This is a genomic window from Halobaculum magnesiiphilum, assembly GCF_019823105.1.
GTDB classification, from domain to species: domain Archaea; phylum Halobacteriota; class Halobacteria; order Halobacteriales; family Haloferacaceae; genus Halobaculum; species Halobaculum magnesiiphilum.
Map to the genome: position 1 here is coordinate 2,903,241 of NZ_CP081958.1, position 15,849 is coordinate 2,919,089.

16 protein-coding genes and 1 tRNA gene are annotated in these 15,849 nt (G+C 70.3%); 8 read left to right on the top strand and 9 right to left on the bottom strand.

What is annotated here, in order from left to right:
- Nucleotides 1–109 precede the first annotated feature (109 nt).
- The 4 genes from K6T50_RS14930 (at nucleotide 110) to K6T50_RS14945 (ending at nucleotide 4,925) form a co-directional block, all read left to right on the top strand.
- Complete coding sequence (locus K6T50_RS14930) at nucleotides 110–784, top strand: DUF6517 family protein (RefSeq protein WP_222607358.1); 675 nt, start codon at nucleotides 110–112, stop codon at nucleotides 782–784.
- 6 nt (nucleotides 785–790) lie between these two features.
- Entirely contained in the window at nucleotides 791–3,214 is a 2,424-nt protein-coding gene (locus K6T50_RS14935) for a hypothetical protein (RefSeq protein WP_222607359.1), read from the top strand.
- A 67-nt stretch (nucleotides 3,215–3,281) separates the two neighbouring features.
- Nucleotides 3,282–4,190: a pyridoxal 5'-phosphate synthase lyase subunit PdxS gene (pdxS, locus tag K6T50_RS14940; protein WP_222607360.1), complete on the top strand. Its 909-nt coding sequence runs from the start codon at nucleotides 3,282–3,284 to the stop codon at nucleotides 4,188–4,190.
- Nucleotides 4,191–4,406: 216 nt separating this feature from the next.
- On the top strand, nucleotides 4,407–4,925 hold the full coding sequence (locus tag K6T50_RS14945) for a thiol-disulfide oxidoreductase DCC family protein (RefSeq protein ID WP_222607361.1): 519 nt from the start codon (nucleotides 4,407–4,409) through the stop codon (nucleotides 4,923–4,925).
- Between the two features lie 107 nt (nucleotides 4,926–5,032).
- Here K6T50_RS14945 and K6T50_RS14950 read toward each other — a convergent pair whose 3' ends face one another.
- The 3 genes from K6T50_RS14950 to K6T50_RS18955 all read right to left on the bottom strand — a co-directional run bounded on the left by K6T50_RS14950 (nucleotide 5,033) and on the right by K6T50_RS18955 (nucleotide 6,736).
- Entirely contained in the window at nucleotides 5,033–5,911 is an 879-nt protein-coding gene (locus K6T50_RS14950; RefSeq protein ID WP_222607362.1) for a homoserine kinase, read from the bottom strand.
- 111 nt (nucleotides 5,912–6,022) lie between these two features.
- A complete protein-coding gene (locus K6T50_RS14955) occupies nucleotides 6,023–6,271 on the bottom strand; it encodes a DUF8006 family protein (protein ID WP_222607363.1) in 249 nt (82 codons plus the stop codon).
- 120 nt (nucleotides 6,272–6,391) lie between these two features.
- Nucleotides 6,392–6,736, bottom strand: a complete 345-nt coding sequence (locus tag K6T50_RS18955) for a DUF7996 family protein (RefSeq protein ID WP_225935337.1) — start codon at nucleotides 6,734–6,736, stop codon at nucleotides 6,392–6,394.
- Between the two features lie 101 nt (nucleotides 6,737–6,837).
- Between K6T50_RS18955 and K6T50_RS14965 the strand changes: the two genes are divergently transcribed.
- Complete coding sequence (locus tag K6T50_RS14965; protein ID WP_222607364.1) at nucleotides 6,838–8,118, top strand: GNAT family N-acetyltransferase; 1,281 nt, start codon at nucleotides 6,838–6,840, stop codon at nucleotides 8,116–8,118.
- Between the two features lie 184 nt (nucleotides 8,119–8,302).
- Here K6T50_RS14965 and K6T50_RS14970 read toward each other — a convergent pair.
- Together K6T50_RS14970 and K6T50_RS14975 are read right to left on the bottom strand one after the other, a co-directional pair.
- Nucleotides 8,303–8,376: transfer RNA gene (locus K6T50_RS14970), tRNA-Ile, on the bottom strand.
- 97 nt (nucleotides 8,377–8,473) lie between these two features.
- Complete coding sequence (locus K6T50_RS14975) at nucleotides 8,474–9,079, bottom strand: FxsA family protein (protein ID WP_222608943.1); 606 nt, start codon at nucleotides 9,077–9,079, stop codon at nucleotides 8,474–8,476.
- 133 nt (nucleotides 9,080–9,212) lie between these two features.
- On the opposite strand from K6T50_RS14975, the gene K6T50_RS14980 reads away from it, so the two are divergent.
- Both K6T50_RS14980 and K6T50_RS14985 read left to right on the top strand, forming a co-directional pair.
- The gene (locus K6T50_RS14980) at nucleotides 9,213–10,778 is read left to right on the top strand and encodes a DUF255 domain-containing protein (RefSeq protein ID WP_222607365.1); all 1,566 of its coding nucleotides are present in this window, start codon (nucleotides 9,213–9,215) and stop codon (nucleotides 10,776–10,778) included.
- A 74-nt stretch (nucleotides 10,779–10,852) separates the two neighbouring features.
- Nucleotides 10,853–11,656, top strand: a complete 804-nt coding sequence (locus tag K6T50_RS14985; protein ID WP_222607366.1) for a TrmB family transcriptional regulator — start codon at nucleotides 10,853–10,855, stop codon at nucleotides 11,654–11,656.
- An 87-nt stretch (nucleotides 11,657–11,743) separates the two neighbouring features.
- Here K6T50_RS14985 and mptA read toward each other — a convergent pair whose 3' ends face one another.
- From mptA to K6T50_RS15005, 4 genes are all read right to left on the bottom strand, one after another.
- Entirely contained in the window at nucleotides 11,744–12,670 is a 927-nt protein-coding gene (mptA, locus tag K6T50_RS14990) for a GTP cyclohydrolase MptA (protein WP_222607367.1), read from the bottom strand.
- 114 nt (nucleotides 12,671–12,784) lie between these two features.
- A complete protein-coding gene (locus K6T50_RS14995) occupies nucleotides 12,785–13,201 on the bottom strand; it encodes a DUF7124 domain-containing protein (protein WP_222607368.1) in 417 nt (138 codons plus the stop codon).
- 107 nt (nucleotides 13,202–13,308) lie between these two features.
- Nucleotides 13,309–13,602: a DUF7979 domain-containing protein gene (locus tag K6T50_RS15000; protein WP_222607369.1), complete on the bottom strand. Its 294-nt coding sequence runs from the start codon at nucleotides 13,600–13,602 to the stop codon at nucleotides 13,309–13,311.
- Nucleotides 13,603–13,755: 153 nt separating this feature from the next.
- Entirely contained in the window at nucleotides 13,756–15,000 is a 1,245-nt protein-coding gene (locus K6T50_RS15005) for an NAD(P)/FAD-dependent oxidoreductase (protein WP_222607370.1), read from the bottom strand.
- A 203-nt stretch (nucleotides 15,001–15,203) separates the two neighbouring features.
- Between K6T50_RS15005 and K6T50_RS15010 the strand changes: the two genes are divergently transcribed.
- Nucleotides 15,204–15,848 (top strand): DUF6149 family protein, encoded by a 645-nt coding sequence (locus tag K6T50_RS15010; protein ID WP_222607371.1) that lies wholly within the window; start codon nucleotides 15,204–15,206, stop codon nucleotides 15,846–15,848.
- The last annotated feature ends 1 nt before the right edge of the window (nucleotide 15,849 follow it).

The following is a 15,849-nucleotide window of genomic DNA, read 5'->3' on the forward strand; positions in this document are numbered from 1 at the left end:
GATACCGCGCCGTTCGTCCGTGTGGGACTGTGACGCGGCCGTCCTCGCCGGCCGGTACCGCCGTGCGCCAACCACGAAACTGATACCGTTCGCCGTCCACGTGGCGGGCATGTCACGAGAGGCACGCAGACGGGAGTTCCTTCGCGCGACCGGCGGAGCGCTCGCGGCGGGGACCGCGATCGCGACCAGCGGCTGTCTCGGCGTCATCACCGGCTCCGAGCCGGCCGAGTTCTCCGCGAGCGTCGCCTCCGTCCCGGACGCGACGCTGGAGTCGACCGGGTTCGAGGAGCATCGGATCGAGCCCATGGAGCTCACCCGAGAGTTCACCGTCGCCGGCCAGACTCGCGAGGTCGTCGTGACGAACCAGGTCGCGCAGTACGACAAGGCCGCCGAGGTGCTCGGCGAACGCATCCGCGCGTCGCTGTTCACCGCGTTCTCGACGCCGGCGGTGGACATCGCCGGACGGACGCTCAACCCCATCGCCGAGTTGAGCACGCGCGAGCTCGCCCGGCGGATGCTCACCCAGTACGACGGGATCGACGACCTCCAGTCCGACGGCGAGGAGACGGTGGCGGTGCTCGGAACCGACACGACCGTCGGGCTGTTCACCGCCGACGCGACGATCGCGGAGGGGGTCACGACGGAGATCCGGCTCCACGTCTCGGAGGCCGTCCGATCGGGCGAGGACTTCGTCGTCACCGTCGGCGCGTACCCGACCCGGCTGTCGGGGCAGGCCGAGGACGTCCGGGCGATGATGCGCGGCGTGACTCACGGCGGGGAGTAACCCGCGATGCGGGGGCCCGCCGACAACGCTCACGGAGGGATCGATCCCACTCGACGGGACGTGCTCGCCGCCGCCGGCACCGCCGGCGCCGCAACGCTCGCGGGCTGTGCGGGCGTTCTCGGCGGCGACGACGCCCCCGAGAGCGAACCCGTCGAGGGCGACCGCGCGCGGGCGCTCGCCGAGGCACACGCACCGGACCTGTACTTCGGCGTCGGCGAGCGGTGGTTCCCGACGGACCCCCGCGAGTACCTCGAGGGCGACGGCGCCACGCTGGACGGCTTCGCGGCGTTCGACGGCTACGCCGGCGAGTACGACCCGGGCGGCGAGCCGCCGAACCGCACGGCCTTCTACAACGCCGTTCGCTACCCCGACACCGACCTGACCGTCGTCCAGTACTGGTTCTACTCGGCGTTCGACCAGTTCTCGGTCAACTTCCACTGGCACGACTGGGAGGTGCTGCACGTGTTCCTCGACGTGGGGGAGGGGTCTGGCGACCCCGACACCGGCGACCCGACGCTGTTGGTCGCATCCTCGCACTCCCGCAAGGTGCCGAACAACGAGTTCCTCGATCCCGAAACCGAGCGCGCGAGCGTCATCGCCGAGGTGGGGAGCCACTCCTCCGCGCTGGGGGTCAACGAGACGCCCGCGGAGTTCGAGCGGCTGCCGACCTCGACGGAGATCCCGGACGTCTCCAACGGCCCGCTCGCGCCCTCCGACATCCCCGCGGCGTACGGCCTGCCCCGCGGGGAGGGATATCGACTCCCGTTCGCGGTGCCGGAACTCGACGGCGCGCCGGTGTACGAGCACCCCGAGCTGCCGAACGTCACTCGGGAGCACCTCGTGCCCGAGGGGATGACCGTCGGATCGTTCTCGGGGATCCCCACCCCGCCCGACGACCTCCCACTCCGGGAGATGGGACTCATGTTCGCGTTCGAGGACGCAGAGGGCGTCGCGGAGGCGGACTACGACTACGCGCTCGAACCGATGGCCGACCTCGACATCGAGCGCTACGACGGCCCGCAGTTGAGCTTCGAGTTCTCCGTCCCCGCCTTCGCCGAGGACGCCGTCGCCTCCCACCTCACGACCGTGGGAACGCCCCAGGCGCAGCCGCGGTTCGCCGACCCGATCGCCGACGTGACGGACCCCCGCCACCGGTCGGCGCTGTCGGAGCGGTTCGACATCGACGTGACTGGCCTCGCGGGCGACGTGGTCGGCCTGTTGCGGAAGGCGACCGCCAGCGAGGACGCGCCGGGAAGCAACGGCGTCGACACGGATGAGCCGACCGTCGAGGGGGTCGCGCTCCTCGAATCCGATCCGGAGGCGGTGCCGACGTTCAACGGCGTCGTGGCCCTCCGGGACGTGCCCGCCGGCGAGCACCGCCTCACCGTCAACGGCGCGGGGGTCGCGCCGTTCAGCCAGCGGATCGTCCACGGCGAGGAGGGCGGGGACGACGGGGGAACTCCCGACACCACGGGGCCCGGGTCCACATCGACCGGGGGGACCGGCACCGCGTCCGCGACGACCGACGGAACCGCGTCCGCCGACGGCGACGCGGACAACGACACCGACGGGGGCGACGCGGCCGAGACGCCGCCGACCGTCACGACCGCCGGCGTCGACGGCGACGTGGTGGTGACGCCCAACGAGGACGCGGTGAAGGTGCGCGCCGAGCCCGCCGACGACGCGGGGGAGTTCGGCCGGGTCGCCGTCGAGGACGACTTCGCGGGCCGCCTGTTCGACGGCCTCCCCGCCGACGAGGACGCGGACGGGGTCGCCGTGTACGCCCACCGCGAGGGAGCCTACACCGCCGAGATCGAGGACGAATCCGGCGCCCTCGGCGCCTTTCGGGTGAACCCCACGGCCGACCAGTCGACCGCGACGATCCGCGAGGCGCGGACCGGGAAGGCGTCGCTCACGTCGTTCCTGCTCACGCTGCTCGTCGAGACGACCGCCCAGGCGACCGTCTTCGCCGACGGCGACGCCGAGGGCATCGACGACGTGGGCGTCCCCGACAGCACCGCCGAGCAGCCGGGGAGAGCCGCCGAGGTCGCCGGCGAGGTGGCCGCGGCCGCGGCAGCGGCGGCCGCGAGCGCGGGCGACGACGATGACGATGACGATGACGATGACGACGACGCCGGAAACGGCGCCGGCGGCGGGGGCGGCGCGGGCGGAGGCGCCGGGGTCGTGGGGCTCCTGCGGGCGCTGGAGGCGACGACGACGGCCGCCGTTCGGGCGAACGAGGCCGCGCAGTCCGGAAACGCCGCCGGCGCGGACAACCGCCTGCGCGGACTGCGTCAGCGAACCGAGGCGCTAACCGACGCGCTCGAACGCAACCGTGACAGCCTCCCCGGACGGCTCCCCGCCCTCGTCGAGCGGCGTCTGCCGCAGGTCGAGCGGCGGATCGAACAGGCGATACAGGCCGACGCCTGACCCGGCCGTCGGGCACCCTCGTCCCGGGAAGGACAACCGTTACGTACGCACACTCGAATGAGGATACATGACCGAGGAGACCGATCTGGAGAAGCTCAAGCGCGGGACCGATCTGGTCAAGCGCGGGTTCGCGCGGATGCAGAAGGGCGGCGTCATCATGGACGTCGTCAGCCGGGAGCAGGCCCGCATCGCCGAGGACGCCGGCGCGGTCGCCGTGATGCACCTCGAATCCGTCCCCGCCGACATCCGCAAGCGCGGCGGCGTCGCGCGGATGGCCGACCCGGGCAAGTTGGAGGAGGTGATCGACGAGGTGTCGATCCCCGTGATGGGCAAGTGCCGCATCGGACACACCGCCGAGGCGCAGATCCTCGAGGCCGCCGGCGCCGACATGCTCGACGAGTCGGAGGTGCTCACCACGGCCGACGAGCGCTACCACATCGACAAGCGCGAGTTCACCGCGCCGTTCGTCTGCGGCGCCCGAAACCTCGGGGAGGCGCTGCGCCGCATCGACGAGGGCGCGGCGATGATCCGCACGAAGGGTGAGGCCGGCACCGGCGACGTGAACCAGGCGGTCACCCACCAGCGCTCCATCCAGCGTTCGATCCGCAAGCTCTCGGGCATGAACTACGAGGAGCGCGACGAGTGGGCCCGGGAGAACGAGGCGCCCCGCGAGCTCGTCCACGAGACGGCCGACATGGGCCGGCTCCCCGTGGTCAACTTCGCCGCCGGCGGCATCGCGACGCCCGCCGACGCCGCGCTCATGATGCAGCACGGCTGTGACGGCATCTTCGTCGGCTCGGGCATCTTCGGCGCGGAGGACCCGAGCAAGATGGGCGAGGCGATCGTCCAGGCGGTCAACAACTACGACGACCCCGAGACCCTCAAGGAGATCGCGAAGGGCATCGGCGCCGGCATGAAGGGCCAGGCCAACGAAACGATGCCCGAGGAGGAGAAGCTCCAGGGCCGCGGCGTCTGACTCCGGGCCGACGCGTCCGTCCCTCCGCTCGAACGAACGTTTTTATCCGATACCGGAACCAGAGCCGCGCGACCGTCGTGACCTGAAGCCGGCCGCGGGGCGCACGCGGGTGCGCGACACGCCGTCCCGCGGAGCGTGCGGGCCGTGTCGCCTGTCAGCCACACCTTCCGTGTCGCCGCCGCGACGTTGAAACCGGCGGCCACCGTAGCGACTGCCATGTCCGATGCGCACGCGGGTCCGGGCGCCGGCGAAGACGCGGACGCCGATGCCGACGCTGACGCGGACACGGACGCCGACGCGAATCCCCTCGCGGACGTGGACCCCGATCGTCACCCGGTGGTCCTGTTCGACGGCGTCTGCAACCTCTGTCACGGGGCGATCCGCTTTCTCGTGCGCCACGACGACGCCGGTACCTTCCGGTTCGCGCCGCTGGACTCGCCGGTCGGGCAGGCGCTCCTGGAGCGTCACGGCCTGCCGACGACCGATCACGACTCGATCGTCCTCGTCGACGCCGACGGTACGCACCGGCGATCGGCCGCGGCGCTGCGGATCGCACGGCGGCTCGACTCGCCGTGGCACCTGCTGTGGGCGCTTCGGGTCGTACCGCGTCGGCTTCGGGATGCCGCCTACGATCTGGTCGCCGAGTACCGGTACAACGTGTTCGGGAGGAAGGACGCCTGTGAGATCCCGGAGCCGGAGATCAGGGAGCGGTTCGCGGAACGCGCGCTGGAGTGACAACCGGGGCGGCGAGTACCGCGGGGGCAACGAGTGATACCGTGGGGCCAACGAGTGATACCGCGGGGCCAACGAGTGACCCCGAGCGCCGCGGATGCCCGTGAGAGCTACAGGACCGTCGCGCCGTCGCCGACGGCGGTCTGGTAGGCCCGCGCGCCGACGCCGGCGTCGGCGAAGCCCTCGACCATCGCCGAGGCGACGCCGCGCCGTCGACCGGACGCACACACCGCGAGCACGCTCGGGCCGGCGCCGCTGACGGTGACGCCCGTCGCGCCGGCCGACAGTGCCGCCTCGCGGACGTCCGCGTAGCCGGTGATCAGCTTCGCCCGCGCCGGGGTCACCACAGGGTCGTCGAGGCCGCGGCCGACCAACTCGGGGTCAGACCGGCACATCCCGGCCGTGAGCGTCGCGGCGTTGCCGACCGTCTCGACGTGATCGGCCATCGACACGGAGTCGGGGACGACCTCGCGGGCGTCGCGCGTGGAGACCACCACCTCCGGGAGACACGCGACCAGCGACAGGTCCGCGTCGACGCTCGTCGCGCCGTCGTCGCTGCGGACGATCGTGAACCCCCCGAGCAGCGCCGGGGCGACGTTGTCGGCGTGGGCCTCCCCGGAGACGACCGCCTCGCCCTCGGCGGCGACGGAAACCAGGTCGTGTCGGCTGTATCCCCGGTCGTACTGTTCGTTGAGCGCGACCGCGGCGGCAGCGGCCGACGCGGCCGAGGATCCCAGCCCCGAGGAGGGCCGAACTCCCTTGTCGATGTGGATGTGTGCGGGGGCCTCGAGCGCGTCGGCGACGGCGCCGACGACGTTCTTCTCCGGGTCGGTCGGAATGAACTCCGCGCCCGCGCCGGTCACCTCGATGGTCGTCTCGGCGGCGCGTTCGACCGAGACGGTGTCTGCGGGGTGAGAGAGCGCGACGCCGAAGGTGTCGAAGCCGCTCCCGAGGTTCGCGCTGGTCGCCGGCGCGCGCGCGGTTACCATGCCGCGTCGGTCCGGCGCGGCGGGCAAAAGGATGACGTTCGGGGCGAGCGACTGCCGCTCCGTTTCGGTCGCGAACGAGACGTGACGCGAGAGCCGGCCGCAGGCGCGGGGTTACCGACGCGCGGTGACGAACACGAGCGGTCCGACGACGACCAGCACGATGCCGAGGAAGAGGTAGTGGACCGGAACGAGCGACTGCGGCGTGAGCAGGAATATGATTCCGAACAGCATCGTGTTGAGCGCCATCGCCTTCCGCGAGACCGGCAGCGTGGCGAGCGTCGTCAGCACGAACCCGAGCAGCAGCGCCTGTCCGACGTTGTACGGGAGCAGGAAGCTGTCGACGATCTGGAGCGGGATCATCTCTTGTCTCCAGTTCGCCCGGGGCGCCGCATTAACGTTCCGTTCTCGCTCGTTTACCTTCGGCCGATGCGGCGACGGGTCGCGATCGCGAGGGTTCCTCCTCGGGGGTCGACGATCCGGTCAGTTCGGCCGATCGTTCGCCTGCGTCGTCGGGTCGCCCCGTGATCCGTCCGTCGCGTCATCGGACCCGTTCCTGTCGGATCCCTCGATCGACGAGCCCGATGGCGGAACCTCGCGCTCGGTCCCCGGTCCGGTGATGTCGAGGGGCCGGATCCAGCCGTACCAGACGGCGAACACGGTGAGCCCGTAGCCGAAGATGAACACCAACCGGCCGAGGTCGTTGAACCCGAGCAGGCCCAGCTGACGCCGGACGATCCCCGTCCCGGCGATGCCGACGACCAACACCGCCGCGAGCAGGAGTCGGTCGCGGGTGATCCGGTCGCGAAACCGCGTGTCGTCGCCCATACTCACGCTGGGTGTTCCAGCACCGAGAACCCCGCGATCCGGCGTGAGTGTCGGTCCCACGGCGTCACAAACGCTTTCCCCGACGGCGAACCCCTCGTCACATGCACTACAGCGCGGTCCCCGACGCACACGAGGACACCTTCGACGGCTACCTCGTGTACGCCTTCTCGCCGGAACGCGGGCCGGATCACGAGCCGGAGGGACCCGACCGGCCGGCGTCGTTTCACGCCAGAGGTCTCTACGACACCGAGGAGATCGAGAACGCGGCGGACCCGGAGGACCCGGAGGACCCGAAGAACCCGGAGGACCCGGAGGATCTCGACGCCGCCGACCTCGCGGTCGTGTGTGGCTACTACGACTTCGCCGCCCGCATCCGCGGCGGCGTCCGCGACGTGGCCGGGATCTCGGCGGTCGCGTCGCCGCCGGAGGCGCGCCGACGCGGATTCGTTCGGGAACTCCTGACTAACGTCCACCGCGAACTTCGCGAGGACGGGGTCGCCTTCGCGGCGCTGTGGCCCTTCGAGTACCCGTTCTACCGTCGCCTCGGGTACGAGCGGATCTGCGACTACGCGCGGATCGAGGTCGCCCCAGGCCCGCTGGCGAGCGCGTGCCCGGATCCGACGGGATCGTACGAACGCCTCGACGCCGACGACTGGCCCCGGCTGGACGCGGTGTACGACGAGTGGGCGACCGCCGAGTTCCGGCTGAACCGCAGCGAGGACTGGTGGCGCGATCGGGTCTTCGAGTCGTGGGGAACCGACCCGTACGTGTACGGGTGGACCGACGGCGATCGGGGCGACGAGCTCCGTGGCTACGTGGTCTACACGATCACGGACGACGACGATGCCGAGGGGAAGACGATGGCCGTGAGCGAGTTCGCCCATGTCGATCGCGAGGCTCGCGGGCACCTCCTGCGCTTCTGTCGCAACCACGACTCGCAGGTCGAGCGCGTCCGGTTCACCGGGCCGGCGGACACCCGGCTGTTCGACGGCCTCGACGACCCGCGAGCAGCCGAGACGGAGATCCGACCGGGACCGATGGTCCGTATCGTCGACGTGGAGCGGGCGTTGGAGGCGATCGCGTATCAGGAGGACAGCGACGCGACGCTCGTGCTCGACGTCCGTGACGACGACTGCGAGTGGAACGACGATGTCTTCCACCTCCGCGTCGCCGACGGCCGTGGCGCCGTCGAACGCGTCGCCGCCGCCGACGAGGTCGACGTGTCGCTCGATATCGGCGCGCTCTCGCGACTGGTCGTCGGCTCACACGGAGTGGACGGGCTGGTCGAACTCGGTGCCGTCGAGGTCGCCGCCGAGTCTGATCGCGAGATGCTGGCGACGCTCTTCCCCGAGACGGATCCGTTCCTTCGGGAGGGGTTCTGAGTCGCGACAGGGGACGTTCGATCCCTTCGGCTATCGTCACCGCTGGACGGCGTCGGGGTGCGGGTGCTACCTTGCCGAGACAAGACGATGGACTACCGTCTCAGTTTCGTTAGAACGTCGAAATTGGGTGGCTGGGGAGCCAGTGGCCCAATTCTCACCGGCCAAGGGCCGGTGATACCTTGGATGGGCCAACACGGATTTGAACCGTGGACCTCCCGGTTATCAGCCGAGCGCTCAACCTGACTGAGCTATTGGCCCAGGCGAGCGCATCTTCGAGTAGTGGAAGGGATTGGTTAAGCGTTTCCGTTCGGCACCGGCGTCACGTCATGCGGTTGCACGGCCCGGGGCGACGGGCCTACCGCGGGCGGTCCTCGCGTTCGTCCTCGTCGTCGACCTCCTCGAAGTCGACGTCGACGACGTCGTCGTCCGCGGCGTCGGTCGCGTCGGGGTCGTCCGCGGTCGCCCCGCCGCCGAAGCCCGCGGTTCCGGTCGGTCCGGTCCCGCCGGTCGCGTCGCCGCCGACCGCACCGTCCGGGTTCGGGAACCCGCCCGTCCAGACCGCGCCCGTCGCGAAGCCGTCCATCCGCGCGTCGACGTACGGCACGACGACGTAGCGGCGCAGCAGCTCGCGGATCGGGTACCGCGTCGGCGGGAGCGCGAGCAGGAACCCGATCACGTCGGTCACCAGCCCCGGCGTGAGCAGGAACGCGCCCGCGGCGATCAACAGCCCGCCGTCGAGCACCTCGCCGGTCGGCACTTCCCCCGCGGCGAGCTTTCGCTGGACGGCGCGAAGCGTGTGGCGCCCCTCGGCGCGCACGAGCAGCATCCCGAGCAGGCCCGTGAGTACGACCAGCGCGACCGTCTGCACCGGCGTCAGGAGGTTCGTCGCCACCCACAGCAGGAACGCCGCGTCCGCCAGCGGGATCGCGAGCAGGGCCACGAGCAGGTAGCGAACCCGAATGCGCATACTCGGGCTATCCGATCGCGGTGTATAGCCCTTTTGGAGGGTCTCCGGTCGCGGCTCGCGCTCCCTCCGCGTCCCGGCCGACGACCGCGAACGCCGACTTTACCCTCGGGCGCCTCCGAACGCGAGTATGACCGACGACACGCGCGTCGAGTGGCGCGAGTGGGGCGCCGATGCGTTCGCGGAGGCCGAACGAACGGGGCGACCCGTGCTGCTGTTTCTGACGGCTACGTGGTGTGATGACTGCCACCGGATGCTCGTCGAGACGTTCGGCGAGCCGCGCATCGCGGCCAACGTCAACGACGGCTTCGTCCCGGTGAAGGTGGACGTCGACCGCGAGCCGCGCGTCCGGGAGCGGTACAACATGGGCGGGTTCCCCTCGACGGTGTTCACGACGCCGAGCGGGGAACTGCTCACGGGCGCGACGTACCTCGGCCCCGACGGCTTCCGCTCGGTGCTCGATCGCGTCCGCGAGACGTGGGACGAACGCGGCGAGGAGGCCGGGCGCGTGCCACGCGCGCTCGCCGGCAACGAGACGCCGGGAGGGTCCGTCACGACCGCCATCGAGGAGCACCTCGCGGGGCAACTCGACTCGCAGTGGGACCCCGAGTTCGCCGGCTGGGGCGACGACGCGAAGTTCCCGATGCCACGGACGGTCGAGTTCGCGCTCAAGCGCGACCGGTACAAGGCGACCCAGACGCTCGATGCGATCGAGCGCAACCTCCTCGACGACGACGGCGGCGTCTTCCGCTACGCCGGCGCGCGCGACTGGTCGGACCCCGCCCGCGAGAAGTTGCTCGCCGACGACGCCGGCGTCCTGCGCGCGTTCGCAAACGGCTACCTCTACACCGGCGACGAGTCGTATCGCGAGACGGCCGAGTCGGTCCGCGCGTTCCTCGACGCCGACCTCTGGTCGGGGTTCGCCTACGGTGCCAGCGTCGGCCCCGACGGCGAACGGACCGACCTCACCGCGTACGCCGGCGGCAACGCACTCGCCGCGGACGCCATGCTCACCCTCGCGGCGTACACCGACAACGAGCGCGCCCGGGAGTCCGCCGAGAAGGCGCTCGCCTACCTCCGGGAGACGCTCGTCGACGCCGACGGAGCCGTCCGCCACCTCGACGCCGACGACGCAGAGACCGACCTCCTCGAGGACGTGGCTCGCGTGGCGGCCGCGTTCTGCACCGCCGAGTCGGTCCTCGGCGACGGAGTCGGCGTCGCCCGCGTGGTCGCCGACCGGGGGCTGGAGGTCCTCGGCGACGCCGACGCCTTCCGCGACGGCCCCGCCTCGGGGCCGGGGATGCTCGATCGGCCGCTGCGCCCCATCGACGGCGTCGTCGAGTTCGCCGACGCGCTGATCGATCTCGCGGCGCTCACAGGCGAGGACGCCTACCGCGAGCGCGCCGAGGTCGCCGTCGGCGCCTTCGCCGGCGCGGCCGAACGGATGGGCGCGCAGGTGGCCGGCTACGGCTCCGTCGCCGGTCGCCTCACGCGCGACCCGCTCGTCGTCGACGTGGGCGCGCCCGTCGGGGCCGACCTCCACCGCGCCGCGTTGCGGATCGCGGATCACGAGGCGGTCGTCGTCCCCGACAGCGACCGCACCCCCGAGGGAACGGCCGCCCTCCGCGGCCGCGACGCCGCGCCCGCCGAGTCGCCCGACGCGTTGATGCGGCTGGTCGCCGACGCCGCCGAGTGACCGACGGGCCGGGCGATCGCCCGGGCGGGTAAACCCGGAGTGTGTTTTTTCATCCCCCATCCCGTGGAGGGGATATGGCTGACCTTCGCGACCTGGGGCTCTCGGAGTACGAATCTCGCGCGTACCGCGCCCTCCTCGACGCCGGGCCGGCAACCGCAAAGGAGTTGTCCGATGCCAGCGGCGTGCCGATGGGCCGGGTGTACGACGTGCTCAACAGCCTCGAACGACATCGGCTCGCCCGGAGTCAGGCCGCGAGCCGACCGAAGAAGTACCTCGCGGTCGAGCCGGACGCGGCCCTCGACCGACTGCTGGAGGAAAAGAAGCGCGAACTCGACGAGCAGGCCGAGCAGTACGAGGCCGTCGTCGACGAGCTCTCGACGGAATTGGAGGCGGGTGACCCGCCCGACGAACAGTTCTGGACGGCCGCGCTCGGCCCGGAGGACACCGCGGACCTGCTGCTCGAACGGCTGTCGGCGGCCGACGACCGCGTCGTGATGATCGCCGCCGCGCCGGCGTCCGGGCTTGACATCGGCGCAGTCGGCGAGGCGATCGCCGAGGAGCTGGAGGCGGCGCTCGAACGCGGCGTCGACGTATCGCTGCTGCTGTCGGAGGAACTTCCGGCGCAGCTACCCGAGAGCGTCGGCGATCGCTACTTCGACCGGATGGCGGATCACCCGAACTTCACGGTGCGGACGGCGCCGGGGCTGCGCGGGACGTTCACGCTGGTCGACGACGCAGAGGTGTGCATGGAGGTACCGAGCCCGGTCGACCCCGACGAGTCGTTCGCGATGATCGACCTGAAGGACCCCGAGTTCGCGGGCGACGTCCGGCGGGCGTTCCGCGAGCGGTGGGCGGAGGCGTCGCCGCTGGGGCTGTAGCGTCGCCGTCGGCGGTGTCGTGTCGGCGGTTGTGCGACCGCTTTTGCAGAATACCGGGGAGAAGAGATCCGAGGCCGCCAGCGACGGTTACGTCCGGAGTTCCTCGCGCAACGTGCCCATGGTGATCTCGCGCTCGGCGTGGGCGTTGTGCTGGTGGATGGACTCGTCGTTCGACTGCTTCATGTGGACGACCACGTCGTCGTCGAGGTTGTCGTAGCGCTCGACCACGTCCTCGGCCATCGTCCGGACGCAGTCCTCGACGAACTTGGCGTCCATGTGGGCTTGGTACGTCATGTGGTCCTCGTCGGGACGCTTGGCGTAGTTGTAGATCCGCGCGCTCATCGCGTCGCGGGCGGTGTCGATCACGTCGAGCAGATCGACGTCGGGCGACCCCTCGGCGGTGAACGTGAGCGTGGCGTGCCCGCGCTGGGAGTGGCCCGGCTGGGGGACCTCGTCGAGGAACTCCTCGGCGACCTCGTCGTCGACGCCCAGGTCGTCGAGCTTCTCGCGGGCGCGCGACTCGGACATGCCCTGCGAGCACGGACAGACGGTCATGCCGGTCACCTCGGCGCCGATCTCCTCGCGGGTGCCGTCCTCGTCGGCGACCGCGCTGGCGATGACGGAGAACGTCGACTGCGTCTCGCGGCCGGAGGCGGGGGTGTCCTCGCGGGCAGCCAGCTCCGCGGTCATCTCGATCTCCGCGGTCGTGGTGTAGTCGTGTTTCGCGAGCAGTCGCTCGGCGGCGTCGCCGCAGACGTCCTCGATGCGGTACGCCTCGTGGCGCGTCGCCGCCTCCAGCACCTCGTCGATGACCTCCATGTTCCGGCTCATGTCGATCCCCTTGCGCTCGCTCGGGAGGTCGACGAACACCGAGAACTCGGCCATGAACACCCACGGTCGCTGGTCGCCGCGATCGATCTTCACGAGCTTGTCGACGCCGGTCACCCCGACCTGACTCAGTCCGACGGAGACGTCAGGCCGACTGGCCTGCACGTCCGGCAACTGGTGACTCATTGAGTGGATACTCCCAAGGGTCGGCGCTGATTAGTGGTTTCGAAAGCTGAAGGTCGCCGTCGGACGCGCAGAGCGCGCGCTCCGCCGGTCGAGTTCGTGTGGGTCCTCGCGCGCTCAGGGCCAGTCGTCGCGCGTGTCCTCGTCGAAGTGCTCCGACTCCTCCTCGGGGTCGGTCAGCGTCCAGCCGGCCGCCTCGGCCGCCTGCGCAAGCGGGAGGAACTCCCAGCCGGTCTCCTCGGCGACCGCGCGGTCCTCGTCGGTCGTCCCGACGAACACGTGTCGGTCCGTGTCGAACTGGCGTTTCACGTTCTCCAGCGACTCCGTCACGCCCCGCGGCCCCGAGAAGAAGTCCTGGCGGACGCGGTGCTTTCGGGTGAAGTTGGTGACCACGTACGTGGGCTTCTCGGAGACCACGCCGACGTACTCGGTCCACCCGCGCGCGTCGTTGAACACCGTGTTCGGGTCGGCCAACGACTTCAGCGCGTCCAACTCGAAGGCGAGCGTCATGTCGCTCGAACCGCCGCCATCCATGGACGTACTCCGGGGGTGGCGCCGAAAACGGTGTCGGTCCGGGGCTTCCGCTATTCGGCAGTCACACATCCCCGCTGTCGGTCGCCCGCTCCGCGTCTACCGACCGATCAGCGCGTGTCGGTCGCCCGCTCCCCGCCGTCCGACGCGACCGTCACCCCGTCGTCCGACGCCGCGGCGTCGGCGGTCCACCTCGTCCGTCCCGCTCCGACGACCCGGTAGTACGACGTGTGCACCACGACCTCCCCGGCGTCGAGATCGGGGACGGACCGCCGTTCGCCGGCGATCAGCGCGAGGAAGTCGGCTAACGCGCGCTCGCTCAACTGATCGACGTGCCGGACCGTCGCCTCCTCGGCGACGGACTCGGCGTGACGCACCGTCAGTTTCGGGCCGTTTCGTGACACGTGGTACCAATACACATGATTATTACTTAACGTTGTGGGTGCGAACGAACCGGCGGCGGTCGGGGTATCGACGGTGGGTCCGGAAGAACGAGAAACCGAAGGAGAAACGGAACGAGAAACGAACGCGAACGCGACGGTCGCCGGACCGGTGGGTTACTCGGCGGTCGCGCCCTCGGTCTCGAGATCGTCGACGGAGAAGCCTTCGGTCATGAGGAGGTCCGTCTGGCCGCTCACGTCGACCTGCTCGCGCATGAGCTGCTTGTACGCCGACTGGGGCGCGAGGTTGCCGATGAGGACCCCGCCGACGATCTTGCCGTCCTTCAGCGCGAGGCGGCGCCACTCGTCGTCGCCGAACGAGCGCATGACCTCGTCGTCGCCGAGCGTCGGGTGACCGAACGAGAGGAACGGGAAGTCGAAGTGCGTGATGGAGTACGAGGAGACCCAGCGGAACTCCGCGGACTCGTACTCGAGCATGTTCTTCGCGGCGATGGTGCCCTGTTCCTTCGCGCTGCCCCACGCGCCGTTTTGCGCCCGTTCGCCGAGGATCACGTCGTGGAAGCGGGTGATGTCGCCCGCCGCGAACACGTCCTCGTCGTTCGTCTGCATGTACTGGTCGACGACGATGCCGTCGTCCGTCTCGATGGGCGTGTCCTCGACGAGTTCGGTGTTGAGGTTCAGCCCGATGGCGACGCCCGCGAAGTCGGCGTCGAAGCGCTCGCCGTTGGGGTCGACCGCGGCAGTCACGTGGCCGTCGTCGTCCGTCTCGAAGTGATCGACGCCGGACTGGAAGACGGGCTCGACGCCGCGCTCGCGCATCGCCTCGTGCATGATCTCGGCGCCCTCCTCGTTGAGCGCGTAGCGCCACCAGGAGTCCCCGCGCATGAGGTACTTGCCCTCGACGCCCTGGGCGCCGCAGATGGCGGCCAGGTCGATGCCGAGCAGGCCCGCGCCGACGATGACGGCGTCCTCGGCGTCCTCGGCGGACTCGCGGATCCGACGGGCGTCCTGGAACGTCCAGAAGTGGTGGACGCCGTCGGCGTCGCTCCCCTCGACGGGGAGCTGTTGGGGCGTACCGCCGACCGCCAGGAGCAGTTTGTCGTACTCCAACACGTCGCCCTCGTGGGTCTCGACCCCGTGCTCGTCGGTGCGGATGTCGGTGACGAGCGTGTTGAGTTCGAGCTCGATGTCGCGCTCCTCGTACCACCCCTCCTCGTGGATGGAGATGGGCGCCTCGGGAAGCTTCCCCTTAGCGAACTCCTTGATGAGGATACGATTGTAGAGGGCCTCCCCCTCGTCTGTGATCACGGTAATGTCGGCGTCGGGTGCCTCCTCCCGGAGGGTCTCGGCGGCGGAACTGCCGGCGATCCCGTCACCGATGATGACGAACGACTCGCTCATACCGGCGATTCGGATTCGGGGTTAATGTGGGTTGCTATCGACGTGAGGATTCACGAGGATACGTACCAGGGGAATTCACCCGATCCTCTAGGGGGGTTCACCAGACCCTCTAGGAGTAGAAGGGACTTCCCGGCCGACGGGGCTGGTGACCCGCGATGCCGGTTCGCCGCACATTCAAGAGTACTCGATCCCAACGATGGAGCATGAAGCTCCGGCAGAATATCCGCCACTGGGCCGCGAAACGCGCGCTCACCACGCCGGTCGTCGGCGGCTACGTCAACGACAAGCTCGTCGGCATGCACACGGACATCTTCCTGAACAAGGCCGACGAGGACCGTCGCGAGGAGCGTCGCGACCACCTCGACGACTTCTTCGACGCGACGATGGACACCTACGTCGCGGCATTGGACGCCGGCTATCCCGAGGCGGAGGCCCGCGAGATCACCCACGTGCAGGCCAATTTCGACTTCTTCAACCACGGCTGGGCGGAGATGATGGAGATCCCCAGCGGCGAACTGGAGGAGCACTACCGCCGCTACGAGAAGTTCTTCGAGCGCTACGACATCACCATCGACGACCCGCTGGGCGAGTTCCGCCCCGCCGACGGCGTCGCCGACGCGTCGGGCACCCCCGAGCGCATGGCCGAGGGGGAGTTCGAGAACGCCGTCGCCGGCTTCGCCGACGACGCGTACGTCGAGGACGCCGACGGCGAACTCCACGTCGGCGGCACCGACGAGCCCGAGGACGTCGACGTGAGCGCCGCCCCGGGCGTCGACGGGAGCGACCTCGACGAGTCCGACCTCGACGGCGACGAGGTCGACGACGACGCCCAGGCGAAGGCGGACTGAG